This is a genomic window from Nocardia sp. NPDC006982, assembly GCF_042869435.1.
Taxonomy (GTDB): Bacteria; Actinomycetota; Actinomycetes; order Mycobacteriales; family Mycobacteriaceae; genus Nocardia.
In genome coordinates, this window is the sequence record NZ_JBIAFV010000050.1 from 1 (window position 1) to 13,508 (window position 13,508).

The 13,508-nt window shown below is 65.1% G+C and carries 8 protein-coding genes and 5 pseudogenes; 4 read left to right on the forward strand and 9 right to left on the reverse strand.

Translation table 11 applies throughout. From position 1 onward, the window contains the following. Positions 1 to 402 (forward strand): annotated as a pseudogene (locus ACFYOW_RS48740) (hypothetical protein); the annotation flags it as partial. A gap of 294 nt (positions 403 to 696) precedes the next feature. On the opposite strand, the gene ACFYOW_RS48745 reads toward ACFYOW_RS48740, so the two are convergent. After that, the gene (locus ACFYOW_RS48745; RefSeq protein ID WP_387298891.1) at positions 697 to 1,530 is read right to left on the reverse strand and encodes a dienelactone hydrolase family protein; all 834 of its coding nucleotides are present in this window, start codon (positions 1,528 to 1,530) and stop codon (positions 697 to 699) included. 73 nt (positions 1,531 to 1,603) lie between these two features. Here ACFYOW_RS48745 and ACFYOW_RS48750 point away from each other — a divergent pair, with 73 nt between their 5' ends. Then, a complete protein-coding gene (locus ACFYOW_RS48750) occupies positions 1,604 to 2,638 on the forward strand; it encodes a GlxA family transcriptional regulator (protein WP_387298893.1) in 1,035 nt (344 codons plus the stop codon). Between the two features lie 10 nt (positions 2,639 to 2,648). Continuing rightward, positions 2,649 to 3,203 carry a transposase gene (locus tag ACFYOW_RS48755; RefSeq protein WP_387298903.1) on the forward strand — a complete coding sequence of 185 codons (555 nt, stop codon included), beginning with the start codon at positions 2,649 to 2,651 and terminating at the stop codon, positions 3,201 to 3,203. 66 nt (positions 3,204 to 3,269) lie between these two features. On the opposite strand, the pseudogene ACFYOW_RS48760 reads toward ACFYOW_RS48755, so the two are convergent. The 4 genes and pseudogenes from ACFYOW_RS48760 to ACFYOW_RS48775 form a co-directional block, all read right to left on the reverse strand. Further along, a pseudogene (locus ACFYOW_RS48760) lies at positions 3,270 to 3,431 on the reverse strand (IS256 family transposase); the annotation flags it as partial. Between the two features lie 12 nt (positions 3,432 to 3,443). After that, positions 3,444 to 5,735: a tyrosine-type recombinase/integrase gene (locus tag ACFYOW_RS48765; protein ID WP_387298895.1), complete on the reverse strand. Its 2,292-nt coding sequence runs from the start codon at positions 5,733 to 5,735 to the stop codon at positions 3,444 to 3,446. Beyond that, positions 5,732 to 6,796: a tyrosine-type recombinase/integrase gene (locus ACFYOW_RS48770; protein WP_387298897.1), complete on the reverse strand. Its 1,065-nt coding sequence runs from the start codon at positions 6,794 to 6,796 to the stop codon at positions 5,732 to 5,734. Before ACFYOW_RS48770 ends, ACFYOW_RS48765 begins: the two co-directional genes overlap by 4 nt. Before the next feature lie 71 nt (positions 6,797 to 6,867). Next, positions 6,868 to 6,963 (reverse strand): annotated as a pseudogene (locus ACFYOW_RS48775) (transposase); the annotation flags it as partial. 44 nt (positions 6,964 to 7,007) lie between these two features. Between ACFYOW_RS48775 and ACFYOW_RS48780 the strand changes: the two are divergent. Then, positions 7,008 to 8,591 (forward strand): transposase, encoded by a 1,584-nt coding sequence (locus tag ACFYOW_RS48780; RefSeq protein ID WP_387298899.1) that lies wholly within the window; start codon positions 7,008 to 7,010, stop codon positions 8,589 to 8,591. Between the two features lie 102 nt (positions 8,592 to 8,693). Here ACFYOW_RS48780 and ACFYOW_RS48785 read toward each other — a convergent pair. The 4 genes and pseudogenes from ACFYOW_RS48785 to ACFYOW_RS48800 all read right to left on the reverse strand — a co-directional run. Continuing rightward, positions 8,694 to 9,308, reverse strand: a pseudogene (locus ACFYOW_RS48785) (IS256 family transposase); the annotation flags it as partial. Positions 9,309 to 9,420: 112 nt separating this feature from the next. Next, positions 9,421 to 10,809, reverse strand: a complete 1,389-nt coding sequence (gene ltrA, locus ACFYOW_RS48790) for a group II intron reverse transcriptase/maturase (RefSeq protein ID WP_387298905.1) — start codon at positions 10,807 to 10,809, stop codon at positions 9,421 to 9,423. Positions 10,810 to 11,476: 667 nt separating this feature from the next. Further along, positions 11,477 to 11,881 (reverse strand): annotated as a pseudogene (locus ACFYOW_RS48795) (transposase); the annotation flags it as partial. 89 nt (positions 11,882 to 11,970) lie between these two features. After that, positions 11,971 to 13,305 (reverse strand): IS630 family transposase, encoded by a 1,335-nt coding sequence (locus ACFYOW_RS48800; RefSeq protein WP_387298901.1) that lies wholly within the window; start codon positions 13,303 to 13,305, stop codon positions 11,971 to 11,973. Positions 13,306 to 13,508: the final 203 nt, after the last annotated feature.

Here is a 13,508-nt window from a genome sequence, read left to right on the forward strand (position 1 = left end):
CGCCAAGTGGCCACGACGTCGACCAAGGCGACCACCACCGGATTTTCCCGCCCACCAGGTGCGACCCGCCAGGGCCGCCGCGATGCTGATTGGGAGCAGATCGCCGACCTATACGCCGCACTTGGCCAGCTCAGCCGGTTGGCAGTCGTCGCGGTCAACCACGCGGCGGCTGTCGGGTTCGCCGAAGGCCCCCGGGCCGGTCTTGACCTCCTCGGACCGCTGCTGACCGACTCTTCGCTCCCGCGGTACCAGCCACTGCATGCCACCCACGCCGACCTGCTCAACCGGGCCGGCGACCAAGCAGCAGCGGCGGATGCGTATCGGCGGGCTATCTCACTTACTCAGAACGCCGTCGAGCAAACCGAACTAGAGCGACGGCTAGCCGCCCTGACGACACATTGAGGCACGGCTGTACACTTCGCGCGGATTCGAGATACCTACAGTCGATCAGACACTCCGAGTGTTGCCCACGACACCACCCGATGGCCGCTGCGCAATGGTTGCTGGACTTTCGCGACCGCCTCCCTCGTCTACTATATCCGCCTATACACTCGCTGATGGTTCACCGAAATCTCCTGCACCACAATGGCTCTCGACGCCGGGGTATCCTACACCAGGAGGTCCTCGATCGGCTCAACACCACTTCCGCACGACTTACCCCGGTCTCAGCCGGCGCGCCCGGTTGATCGTGGAGTCTCAGCTGCTCGCCGCAGCGAGCAGCTCGACGAGAAAGCTGATGATTTCGTCGCGCGCCTCGCGAGTGGGCTCGCCTGCGGCGTCGATGAGGTGAGCGGTGACGACACTGTGGGGACAGTCGACGAACTGCTCGAAGAACGGCGGCGGGTACGGATTGGCGGCCGCACCGGGCAGCACTCGCCCTTCGAAGCGGGGGCCGAGCGCCGCCTCGTAGGCCGCGAAGCGTCGCGCGGTGCAGAAGCGGTCGCCTTGGAATCGGTACGCGCGCACGACGAGGTCCTCGCGTTCCAAGCGTTGGCGCACGGTCGCCAGCTCCTCGCCCGAGATCTCCAACGCGCCAGGATCGTTCAAGGGCAATGCGGGCTGACACAGCACGGGCGCCAGTACCGACGACTCGAGCATCATGGTCAGCGCGAAATTGCCGGTGAAGCACATGCCGACTGCCCCGACCCCCGGACCGCCGCATTCGTGGTGGGCGAGATCTGCCAGCGCACGCAGCCAGCGGGTGACCGGACTCGACCGGTTGGCCACGAGTGCTCGGAATTCGGCGCTGATGCATGTGCGCTCGAATACCGCACGCCCTTCCGCAGCATCGGGGTACGCCCCATCACGGCCGAAGAGTGAAGGCATGTAGACCGTGAGACCCGCGTCGCGCACCCAGCGGGCGAACCGGGCCACGTCCGGACTGATGCCGGGCATTTCCGCCATGACGATGACTGCCGGTCCGGTGCCACTCTCGTACACCGTACGGGTAACACCGTCGAGAGTGATCGAGCGGGCGGTGAAGTCGTCGAGGGGGTCGTCGCGCGGATCTTGGGCGAAGGGATGCTGCATAGTCGAAACGATGCCGCAGGGCGGCCAACCTCACCATTGACCAGAATGCCACCCTTCGGTCTATTCTTGCCATATGATTACGCATCTCGCGCTGGACGGCGTGCTGGAAGGTGCGCTGGGCGTCGGGCTCGACATTATCGATACCGCTGCTGGGCTGGCCGCTGCGGACGCCCACGCGCCCGTACGCTCGGAGTTGCTGCTCGCACAATGTGTGGTATCGATGGACGGCGCGCATGTTCGGTCCGGCGGCGGACGATCGATTCCGGTCACGGCCGGGATCACCGTGGACACTATGGAATTCGGCCCGGATGACGTGCTGGTGATGCCCGGGCCGTCTGCGGCCGACCGGCCCCGCATCGACCGCCTCCTTACCCAGCCCGACACCGCCCGAGCCGTCGAGTTGATCCGGCGAGCAGCCGCCGGGGGCGCGACTGTGGTCGCCTCTTGCTCGGCGACGTTCGTGCTCGCCGCGTCGGGACTACTGGCAGGGCGGGACGCAACCACCACGTGGTGGCTGGCTCCGCTATTCGCACACCGCTTCCCGGACGTGACCGTGCGGGCCGACCGCATGGTCGTCGACAGCGGCATGGTGCTCACCGCCGGTGCGGCCTTCGCCCACGCCGACGTGATGCTAGCCGTAGTGGCCCGCCTCGGCGGCCCAGACCTGGCCCACCGCGTGGCCCGCTACCTCGTCCTGGACGCCCGCATGTCTCAGTCCCGCTACATGGTGCTCGAACACCTTCGGGCCACCGACCCCACACTGCGCGCCGTCGAAAATCACGTCACCGCGAACCTCGACCGCCAGGCAACCTTGCGCGAATTGGCCAGCGCCGCCTCGGTTTCCCCACGCACGCTGGCCCGCCGAACCCGCGACGCCCTGGGTATGTCCCCCATCGAATTCGGCCACCGCCTCCGCATCGCCCACGCCGCCGGCCTGCTGGCCACCACCCGCCGTCCCATCGACGCGATTGCCGCCGCCGTCGGCTACGCCGACCCGGCCGCCTTCCGCCGCGTCTACCGCAGACACACTGGCGAGACCCCGAGCGCCACCCGGTCACGCGTCGAATTCCTCGGAACAGGGCAGTCTTCAGCACACCAGGGGCGATGAGGAGAGCCAGATCCAGGCACTGGACCGCTCCCAGCCGGTGCTGCCGATAATGCCGGGCACGCCTGAGCGCCGCACCCACGACTACCTGCGCCACGGAATCACCAGCCTGTTCGCCGCGTTCATCACCGACAGTAGCGTCATCGACGAACTGCGCCGCCGCCACCGCGCGCGAGAGTTCAAGAAATTCCTGATCACCATCGACAAGGCCGTTCCAGCCGAACTCGGCGTGCACCTGGTCTGCGACAACTGCGCCACCAACAACACCGCCGAGAACAAAACATGGCTGGCTCGCTACCCTCGCTTCCACATCCACTTCACCCCAACCGGATCCAGCTGGCTCAACCAGGTCGAACGCTGGTTCGGCATACTCACCGACAAACTCATCCGCCGCGGCGTCCACACCTCGGTCAAAGCCCTCGAAGACGACGTTAAAGACTGGATCGACACCTGCAACGACAACCCGCGTCCGTTCACCTGGACGAAAACAGCCGATGAGATCCTCAAATCCCACGCCGACTACCTCGCGAAAATCAACCCCACCACATCCACACAATCAACGCGATAACCTAAAGGCAGAATATCTGGCGCATCGGGAGTGTCGGGTAAACGGCGGATCTGACCTCGGTAGGGGTTAGTTTCCGGTCGGGGTGATCCGGCCTTCGAAGGTGATCGCGAACGCGTTGAGTGCGGGCTTCCACCTCATCGCCCATCGTGCCTTGCCGCGGCCGGTGGGGTCCAGTGAACGAGTCACCAGATACAGGCACTTCAATGCGGCTTGTTCGGTGGTTCTGTGGAATCAGAATTGTCAACTTCGTGCTGGTCGGCCGTTGACGGCGATGATCGGCAGCGAGGTGGTGGCGGTGAGTTGTCGTGGTGTCGTCCCTGCCGGAGTTGGGGTGTCGGCGAGGCGTTGCAGCAGCTGGTCGAGGGCTGCTTGACCATCCTGGACGGCGGCTTGTTCGTCGTCGGTGAGCGGGATGCTGACGAGCATCCGTTGGAGGTTCGATTTCGCTTGCAGTAGTTGGCTTTTGCTGGATTCCTTGGGGATGTAGAAGTCGCAGTGGGCGCAGGCCATGCGGTGTTGGCATTGCTCGAAGAATGTGTAGGTGCAGAAGCCGTGTCCGAGGTCGTAGTGCTGCCAGGGCTCGCCGGCCGCGGCGGCGCCGGAGGCGACCGCGTCGCGGTCGACGAGGACTTCGATGGTGCGGACGTTGCGGGCGAAGTAGCCGGCCTCGGAGTAGGCCTTGGACAACGTGTTCGGGGTGATCTTGGCGTAGTGCTGGGTCGATTCCGGGCTGCGGTGTCCGAGCCATGCCTGCAGCTCGAACAGGGTCATCGGTTCCTTGGCGTTGTAGAGCTGTGTCGCGATGGTGGAGCGGGCGCGGTGGCTGGTGATCGGGCCGCGGATGTCGGCAGCGGGGATCCCGGCCTTGCGGCAGAGCGCCGGGATGATCGTGTCGTTGATGTAGTTCTTGCTGATCCGTCCTGCCCGGATGGCGAACAGCAGGTGCACCTTCTCGCCGGTCTTGCGGTCCAGCATTGGCGGCTGCGCCGGTCGCAGGGCCTGCCATGCCTCGATCGTCCGGCCCAGGAGCGGGTCGACGGGTTTGGTGAACGCGATACCGGTCTTGTGAGTGGGGATATCGAGCAGGCAGACCGGGTCGTTGTCCGGCTGCGGGTCGCCGCCGATCGAGGGGTGCTCGTGTTGCCAGCGGATGCAGCCCAGGCGGAGCCGGGCGATTTCGTCGCTGCGTTGGCCGCTGAACAGCCAAGTGAGGGTGATCGCGCGGACCATGTCGATCGGGTGGGCTCCGGGTCCTTCGGGCAGGTCGCCGGGTTCGAGGTTGAGGCCGGCCCAGAGCAGTTTGGCCCAGAGGTCATCGGCGATGACCCGTGGGTCGGGTCCTTGCAGGGCTCGGATGCTGCGTGGGGTTTCCAATGCTCGTGCGGGGTCGAACCGGCGCGGGATCCAGTCCCAGTCCTGGATGTCGCGGAAGAAGGTGCGGGCGATGCGAATATAGGTGCGTTTCGTCTTGGCCGACAACGGTTTTCCCAGCTGCTCGGTGCGGCTGTCACGCCAGTTCTGCGATTGGATGTGGTCGCCGACGCGCATGCGGTCGACCGCAGCGATCCAGGCCGTGCAGGTCTGGCGGGTCCAATCGGCGGGCCCGGTGACGTCGGGATGCTCAGCGGCGAGCCATCGGCCGATCTTGGCCAGCACGACGCGGTGGGTGTCGCGGGTGCCGGGCTGGATGGTCGCGGTGGCATGCCAGCGTTCGACCATCGCCGCCCAGCCCGGGGCGGTGCCGGTGATGGGGACGGGACCGTCCCCGAATCGCGGCGCCGGTGGTTCACCGGTGTGTCCGAGCGCAGCCAACGCCCGGTGAACCCCGTGCAGGTGGCGGCCGTGGAAATGCCGTTCGATCGCCGCATCCGCACGCAATCGCTCAAGCACTGGCGAGGTCAACTCGTTCAACATCGGACTGTGGTTGAGCAATAACAGGGTGCAGATCATCGACTCCAGATACGGCGCGCGATATCCCCATCCGGTCAGCACCGCGCGAACCGGCTCGATCGCCTCAGCGACGGCATCGGCGCCGAACACCCTCTGCGCCAACGTCTGCCGCGCGAACGGTCCGACCAGATCGAAGGCCGTGAACCTGGTCAGCAGATAGGCATGGGTGAGCAGATAGGGACGGGCCTGCATGCCGAGCTGCCCGGGGAAACGGCCCCGCAGATGCTGTGGGCGCAGTAGCGCAGCCCACTCCTGGGGCGACCAGGCCCAGAAGTCGCGGGCCAGCTCGCCGCAGCGGTGCAGGACAATCGCGGTGGCATAGCGTCCGAACCGCCTCTGGAACACCGTGTCGGGATACCAGTGCAGCACGTCCAGCGCCTCGTCCAGTGGTGCGGTCAACCGCCGGATCTCCGGCCATTGCCGGTGTTCGCGGTCCCGGTCGAGCCGCAGCAGATCGAAACCGAGCTCCTGCAGAGCATCGGACTCGCCGGTCGAGAGCCGATCCCGGCGCCGGAAACGATCCAGCCGCAGCGGCCACTGCCAAACAGGCTGCGCTGCTGGCGAATTGGTCATCATAGTCATCGGCGGCCGGTCTCCTGCTCGCCGAGGTGAGCCAGCATCTCCACCCGCCAGGCGTGAATGTGGTCCATTCCCCGCGCGAGCTTGTCGGCCAGCTCGCGGCCGGACAGGTGGATATAGGTCAGCGTGCTCTCGGTGCTGCGATGACCGGCAAAAGTAGCGATCGCATGCAACTCCCAGCCCATCCGCGCCAGGTCCGTCAAACACAAGTGGCGGGTCGTGTGAGTGGAAAACTGCGGCACTCCGGCCTCGATCGCGATGCGCCGCACCACTTTCGACCACGTCCACAAACTCAACGGCTGCGACCTGTTGCGCCGCGACTCCGACAGGAACAGCGGACCCCGCGCCCGGCTGATCGTCGCCCGATGCGCCAGATACTGCAGCAACATCACCCCGGTCGGCGCCGAATACGGCACGACCCGTTCGAGCCGGTTCTTCGTCGTTTCCGCTCGCACTCGCAGCATCCGCCGGCCCGGATCGAGATCCTCGGTGCGCAACGAGCACAATTCCTCCCGCCGCAACGCCGCGTCATAGGCCAGAGCCAGCATCAGCCGATTCCGCGGCGGCTCGGCCGCAGCGACGGCCAGGACATCCAGCCATTGCTGCTCGGTCGGAATCCACGGCAGTTTCACCAGCCGCGGCACCAACCCGCGCTGCTGACCGCCCCATTTCCGTCCGGGCGTATATCGGCCCCGCCCAACAGGATTGGACTCCCGAACACCTTCCTCGATCAGGAAGTCATAGAACAACCGCACCGGCACCAACCGCTGCAGAATCGTCGCGTTCGCCAGCCCGCACCCGGAATCGTTCGACACCACATTCGCGCCACGGCGGCTGGCCCGCCCGGTCAGCTCCCGAACGAAGACCGCGACATCAGCGCGGTTCGCAGCGACCGGGTCGATCCCGTGGTCCTCGCAGACCTGCAGGAACTCCGCCAACCCGCGCGCATACGCATCGATAGTGCGCGGCGCCCGCCCCAGATCGGTCCATACCCGCAGCCACCCGGCCGCCCGCTCGTGCCGACCGAGCACCGGCCACTTCTCCTCCAACCCCGTTACCGCCAAGCCTGCCTCCCAGTTCCGTGGTCACATTCGGAGCCGTCGAGCTCCTCGAATTGATTCCACGTAACTAATAGGAAGTGCCCACGCGCTCGGACCGCCCTGCGGTAGCGGGCGTTGAGGGACTCAATGGCGTTGGTGGAGCAGATAACTCGCCGTATCTCGATGTCGTAGAGCCTGTTGCAGAATCGGGTGGGCCTGGCTGGGAGGATGTGGTGTGGCCAAGTCGTATCGTCCGGTGTTGCGGGATCAGCCGATGTTGCTGCCGATCGATATGCGTGAGTGGTTGCCCTCGGATCATTTGGTGTGGTTCGTCCTGGACTGCGTCGAGGTTCTCGACACAGCGATGTTGGAGCAGGTGACCCGCCGTCGTGGCGGTGCCGGTGCGGCAGGTTTCGATCCTCGAATGTTGTTGGCGCTGACGGTGTATGCGTATTGCCAGGGTGTGCGGTCGTCACGGCAGATCGAGAGGATGTGTGCCACCGATGTCGCGTTCCGGGTGTTGTGCGCCCAGGACGGCCCGGACCATACGACGATCGCCCGGTTCCGGCGCCAGGCACGAGATGTGTTCAGCGACTTGTTCTCTCAGGTCTTGATGTTCGCCGCCGAGGCCGGGATGTGTCGGTTCGGGACGGTAGCGATCGACGGGACCAAGATCGCCGCGAATGCGTCCATCGACGCCAACCGCGGCCAGGAATGGTTCGACCGGCACGTGCACCAGATGCTCGACGAGGCCGAAAGCATCGACAACGCCGAGGACGCCGCTGCGCGCGTGACAGGCAACAGAACCGATCGTGTCCCGGCCGATTTGGCAGACCGTCATCGACGAGTCGAACGGATCCGGGCGGCTGCGCAGCAACTGCGTGAGCAGCAACAGCGTCGTGACCGCGTCGATGAGGAACGTGAGGCAGTCGCTGTCGCGCGCCGCCGCCGCTCGGAAGCGGGGTTGCCGGTCGTCGGGCGGATACCGGACGGCCCACACCGGCTGCCCGAAGCGCGAGCGCATCTGGATCGCGAGATCGCGATACATCAGGCCAAACTCGACCGCTATTCAGGGTTGATCGCCGCGGGGAAGAAGCCGATGGGGCGTCCACCGGTGCCGATGGATTCCAGCACCCGAGTCTTGCGGGCGCGACGAGTGGTACACCGTGCCGAACAGGCCGCTGCCGCAGCTGGGGAACCGAAAGTCAAAGACACGGTGGGGTTGCCGAAAGTTGTTGCCAATACAACGGATCCGCAGTCGCGGATCATGCCGACCCGGAAAGGGTATCTACAGGGATACAACGCTCACGTCGCGGTGACCGGGGATCAATTCATCGTCGCTGTCAGTGTCGGTCAATCGACCAACGATCAAGCCTGTTTCCTGCCGATGATGCGTGCCGCCCAAGTCATCGCTACCCGCCTGCACGAGGTGACCGGAAATCCCGAGCACGTCATCGGCACCGTGCTCGCGGATGCCGGATACAACAGCGAGACCAATCTGAACGCAGATGGCCCCGACCGGCTCATCGCTTTGGGCAAAGCCCGCGACCAGGCCCGCACGCAGGCCGAAGAACCCACAGCTGGACCGCCACCGGCGAACGCTTCACGCCGCGAACACAATCGGCACCGACTCCGCACTCCTGAAGGCCGCCAGCTCTACCGACGGCGTGGTGCCACCGTCGAGCCGGGCATCGGCAACCTCAAGAAGATCATCGACCGGTTCTCCTGCCGAGGCCTGGACAACGCGACCAGCGAACTGCACCTGGCAGCCACCGCGTTCAACCTCATGAAAATCTACCGAGCAACCGCCACGGCCTGAGCCACCGGGACTCCCCGACCACATCGCACCACCCCACGCCTTCACACGTGTCGGACCCGAAGACCGCCCTCTGACTCCGAAACCGATTCTGCAACAGGCTCCGTAGTCGAGGAACGGCACGAACTCGCTCCAGGCGTTGTCCCACAACCGCACGATCGCCGGATACCGTGGTCCCCACTTGGCGGCGAACTCGTCGAACCGCTCCTTGGCCGCCGCTTCGGTCGGGGCGGTGTAGACGGGTTTGAGATCGCGACTCATCTCGTCCCAATACTGGCGGGCCGCGTAGCGGAATGTGTTGCGCAGCAAGTGGATCACACATGTTTGCACGATCGCCCGGTCCCATACGGTGGTGATCGCCTCCGGCAGACCCTTCAACCCGTCGCAGACGGTGATACACACATCAGCCACGCCACGGTTCTTGATCTCGGTCAACACCTGCAACCAGAATTTGGCGCCCTCACCGCCATCACCGGCCCACAACCCGAGAATGTCGCGTTCCCCGGCCACAGTGACGCCGATGACCACGTAGATCGGCTTGTTGGTGACCTGACCGTCGCGAACCTTCACATGGATGCAGTCGATGAACAGGACCGGGTAGACGCGGTCGAGAGGCCGGTTGCACCAGTCGGTCATCTCCGCGACCACTTTCTCGGTGATCGCCGAGACGGTGTCCTTCGAGACAGAAGCCCCATAGATCTCGGCGAAGTGCGCCGAAAGTCGAGTCGGCCCGGAGCGCGGTGGCGGCATTACTGCCGCTCCGTTTCTACGGACCGCTCGCCGAACCCGCCGTGCGCCTTTCAACGCAACGGGCTCTCCACGGTTTCTGCCGTCAGGCGCTCAGGGCGGTCCAGGGAGTGGGGAAGGTGCTGCGGCGACGGTATCGAGTGATCGTCGTCGACGCGATGTTGTGCAACTCTGTCCCGTCCGCGGTGATCGTTTGCCACCCAGTAGATGTGCGCAACCAGCGGTGGACGTCCTTCCACCTCCAGCGGCGTTTAGCCTTGGTCCATCGCACGATTCGCCACCAGATGAAGTAGGCGAGCCGGTCGAAGGTGTGCTTGGCCACGGCGTGCTGGAAGTAGGCGGCCCAGCCACGCGTGATCTGGTTGATCCGGATCAGCGTGTCTCCCAGTGGTTTCTGTGACTTCCTGCGGGTCAGGGCACGAACTTTGTCCTTCACCGATCGGACGGGCCGATCGGCGATGAACGTGTAGACATGCCACTTGTCGCGAGTTCCTCTCTTGCGTTTCCACTGGATGCGAAAACCCAAGAAGTCGAACCCGTCGCTCATGTGCACCACCCGTGTCTTGGACGGCGACAAGCACAGTCCCATCGGGGCGAGCACGGCCGCGACATCCTCGCGCAAAGCTTCGACGTGTTCCCGGGTGCCGAACACCATGACGACGAAATCGTCCGCATAACGAACGAGTCGCCAGGTGGGTTGGCCCCGGTCCCGCCGGCGATGGCGCCGATTGTCCGTCGACATCTGCCCTCCTGGCTTCCATTCGCGGTGAAGATGCTCATCGAGCACGCTCAACGCGATGTTGGCCAGCAGTGGGGACAGGACCCCGCCTTGCGGGGTGCCGGTCGGAGTGTCGCGTTCCTCGCCGAGTTCGGTGAGAACCCCAGCTTTGAGGAATGCCTTGACCAGTGCGAGCACTCGCTTGTCGCTGATCCGGCCACGGACCCGATCCATCAGGGCCGTGTGGTCGATCATGTCGAAGCACGCCTCGATGTCGGCATCCAGGACCCACCGGTAGCCTCGGCTGCCGAACAGGTGGATGTCGGCGATCGCGTCGTGTGCTCGCCGGCCAGGCCGGAACCCGAACGAGACCGGCTCGAAGTCGACCTCGAAAATGGGCTCCAGGACCAGTTTCAGCGCCGCCTGCACAACCCGGTCGGCGACGGTGGGAATGCCGAGTTTCCGAACCTTCCCGGCCCCGCCCGGTTTGGGAATCTTGCGCTCCCGCACCGGCTCTGGACGAAACGATCCGTCCTTGAGCGCCGACCTGATGTTGCCCAGGAATTCATCGACACCCACCTCCCGCTCGATCCGAGCGACCGTCAAGCCGTCGGAACCAGCAGTGCGGGCCCCGGTGTTGCCCGCGACCCGGTCGAACGCCACTAGCAGCGTCGCCGGGTCGTGCACGAAGTTGAACAGGTCGTCGAACCGACGGCCGGGATCGGCCGCCGCCCAACGGTGAAGTTTGGCCTGCATCCCCGATACCCGCACGACACGACTCGCGGCCGCATCGCCCGGAGCGCCACCATTCGGCACCGCGTCTTCCGGCATTGCAGTATCCGTCCCTTCTCGAAATCCGCTGCCGCCCTTCCCCATGTGATCGGCTTTCCCGACCTCGGAGTACTACGGCGGCTCCGCCCCGTTGCAGGCCGATCAGCCGACGATGAGCCCAGCCCAAGCGCCGCGCTGGCTGCGCGAGAAGGGCAGACCCGCAACGGTTCCCGTGTTCACTGCTGAATCGCTCATCGGAGGAGGCACCCGACTTGGTCCCCGCGGCATCGCCATGGTTACGCCGCAAACCTTCACCATGGCCTCCCTGCAGAGGCGAAAATCCCTGCCCGGAAGTTCTCCGCCCACCACATCGGCGGACAGATGCGCACCGCAACCGGCCATCTGCCAGGTTCGACAACCGGTGACCACTTAGGAGACGTAAACGCCGGTTCCTCACGTATGCCTTTCCGACTCGCTTGCCGGACCCGCACCATCTGGCAGTACTGGCACGTCCCGGCGCTGTCAGGGCCGCTTGCCACCCTCCCCGGCATCTCCCGGATCGGGCTGCCCTCAGCTTCCCCGGACTGTTGCGACAGCCCGAGGGAGAAGGTCTTTCACCTCCTCACGATCCAGCAGCGCCTCACGGCGCACTCTCCCCGGTGGTCAACCCCTTCGCGCTCAGCGACAACACGATCTCATCCACCCCCGACAGACGCCGTTGCCGCTTGCGCACAATCTTCGGCTCGAACGTCGAGCCGGTGTCACGCGGCACGTCGATCTCGACCGGCCCGATCTCGGTGACCACCGTTTTCGAACGAGTTCCGTTGCGGGAGTTACCCGTTCCCCGCCCGGCCGGGTCGTGCTTCTCATACCCGACATGCTCGGTCATCTCCGCCTCGAGAGCGGTTTCGAGCACGGTCTTGGTCAACTGGTTGAGCAGCCCACCCGGCCCGACCAGGTCGAGGCCCTGCTCCCTGGCCTGGGCCAGCAACTGCTCGGCCAGCTTCTTCGTGGGGTCCGCCGCATCCTTCGCCACGGCGTCGAGTGTCTCCGACATCAGTCGGTCCTTCCTGCCGAACCATCAGGTTCGGCCGAATCGGACCGAGATCAGATCAACCGCTATTCCGACACTCCCGGCGCATCACACTAGTGTGCTGATTCGCTGTTTAGCGCCGTAAGTTTGTGGCAGTAGTGGGCGAGGCTGTCGAGGATCTGGTCAGCGGTTTTGGTCCAGACGAAGGGTTTCGGGTTTTCGTTCCACGACTGGATCCAGGCCTGGACGTCGGATTCGAGTTCGGTGACGCTGCGGTGGGCCGATCGGCGCAGTTTGCGGTTGGTGAGCTCGGCGAACCAGCGTTCGACGAGGTTCAACCAGGAGCTGCTGGTGGGGGTGAAGTGCAGGTGCAAACGCGGGTGGGCTGCCAGCCATCGGTTGATAGCCGGGGTTTTATGGGTGCCGTAGTTGTCGCAGATCAGATGGAGATCCAGGTCGGCGGGAGTATTGGCGTCGATGGTCTTGAGGAACCGCAGGAACTCCTGGTGGCGGTGCCGACGGTGGTGCTGGCCGATGACCTGGCCGGAGGCCACGTCCAGGGCAGCGAACAGGCTGGTGGTGCCGTGGCGAATGTAGTCGTGGGTGCGGCGTGCGGGCACTCCCGGCATCATCGGAGCCGACCGGTCCAGGGCTTGCATCTGCGATTTCTCGTCCACGCACAGCACCAGCGCCGCCGCGGGCGGGTCCAGGTACAGCCCGACCACGTCACGGACCTTGTCGATGAACTGCGGATCCGTCGATAGTTTCCAGGTATCCACCAGATGCGGTTTGAGCCCGAACGCCCGCCAGATACGCCAGATCGCCGACTGTGACAGGCCGGTCGCCGTCGCCATGCCCCGTGTCGACCAGTGCGTGTCCCCGCCTGCCGGAGCCTGTTCGAGGGTTTTCACAATGACCTGTTCGACATCATCATCGCTGATCGTGCGCGGGGCACCCGGCCGCGGCTCATCGACCAAGCCTCGCAAGCGATCTCGCACGAACCGGCCACGCCACCGGGCCACAGTCTGCTCCCGCGTCCCCAACACAACAGCCACCTGCTTGTTGGACACACCCTCCGCACAAGCCAGGACAATCCGCGCCCGAAAAGCCAACGCCTGCGCCGTTTTCGGCCGCCGCACCCACCGCTGCAACGTCGCGCGTTCCTCCTCGGTCAACACCAACCCAGCCTTCGAACGCCCAGGCCGCGGACTATCGGCCAATCCGTCCAGCCGCGACTCGACGAAACGCTGGCGCCATTTGCCCACAGTCACCGCAGTCACTCCCAGACCCTCGGCGACCTGCTTGCTCACCGCCCCAGACTCCGCGCACCCCAACACAATTCGCGCTCGCTCCGACAGCCGGGAATCCCCTCGCGCCCACCGCGCAAGCTGGTCACGCTCCTCGTCCGACAGAGTCAACTCAGCCTTCGGCCGCCCAGTCCGCACCACCCATCAACGGTAGCAACAACTTACGGCGCTAAACAGCGAATCAGCACACTAGCTGTGCAGCTGCGCCCGGTAGTTTCAACCAGGCTCGCCTACGAGTACGATTAGGCAGTCTGGGGTTCCCCCGAAAAAGTGGACAGCGTTAGCTTGCTTCGGGGGTAGCTTTGAGGGACTGCTCGTAGTCGATCGGTGAGCGCATCCCGATC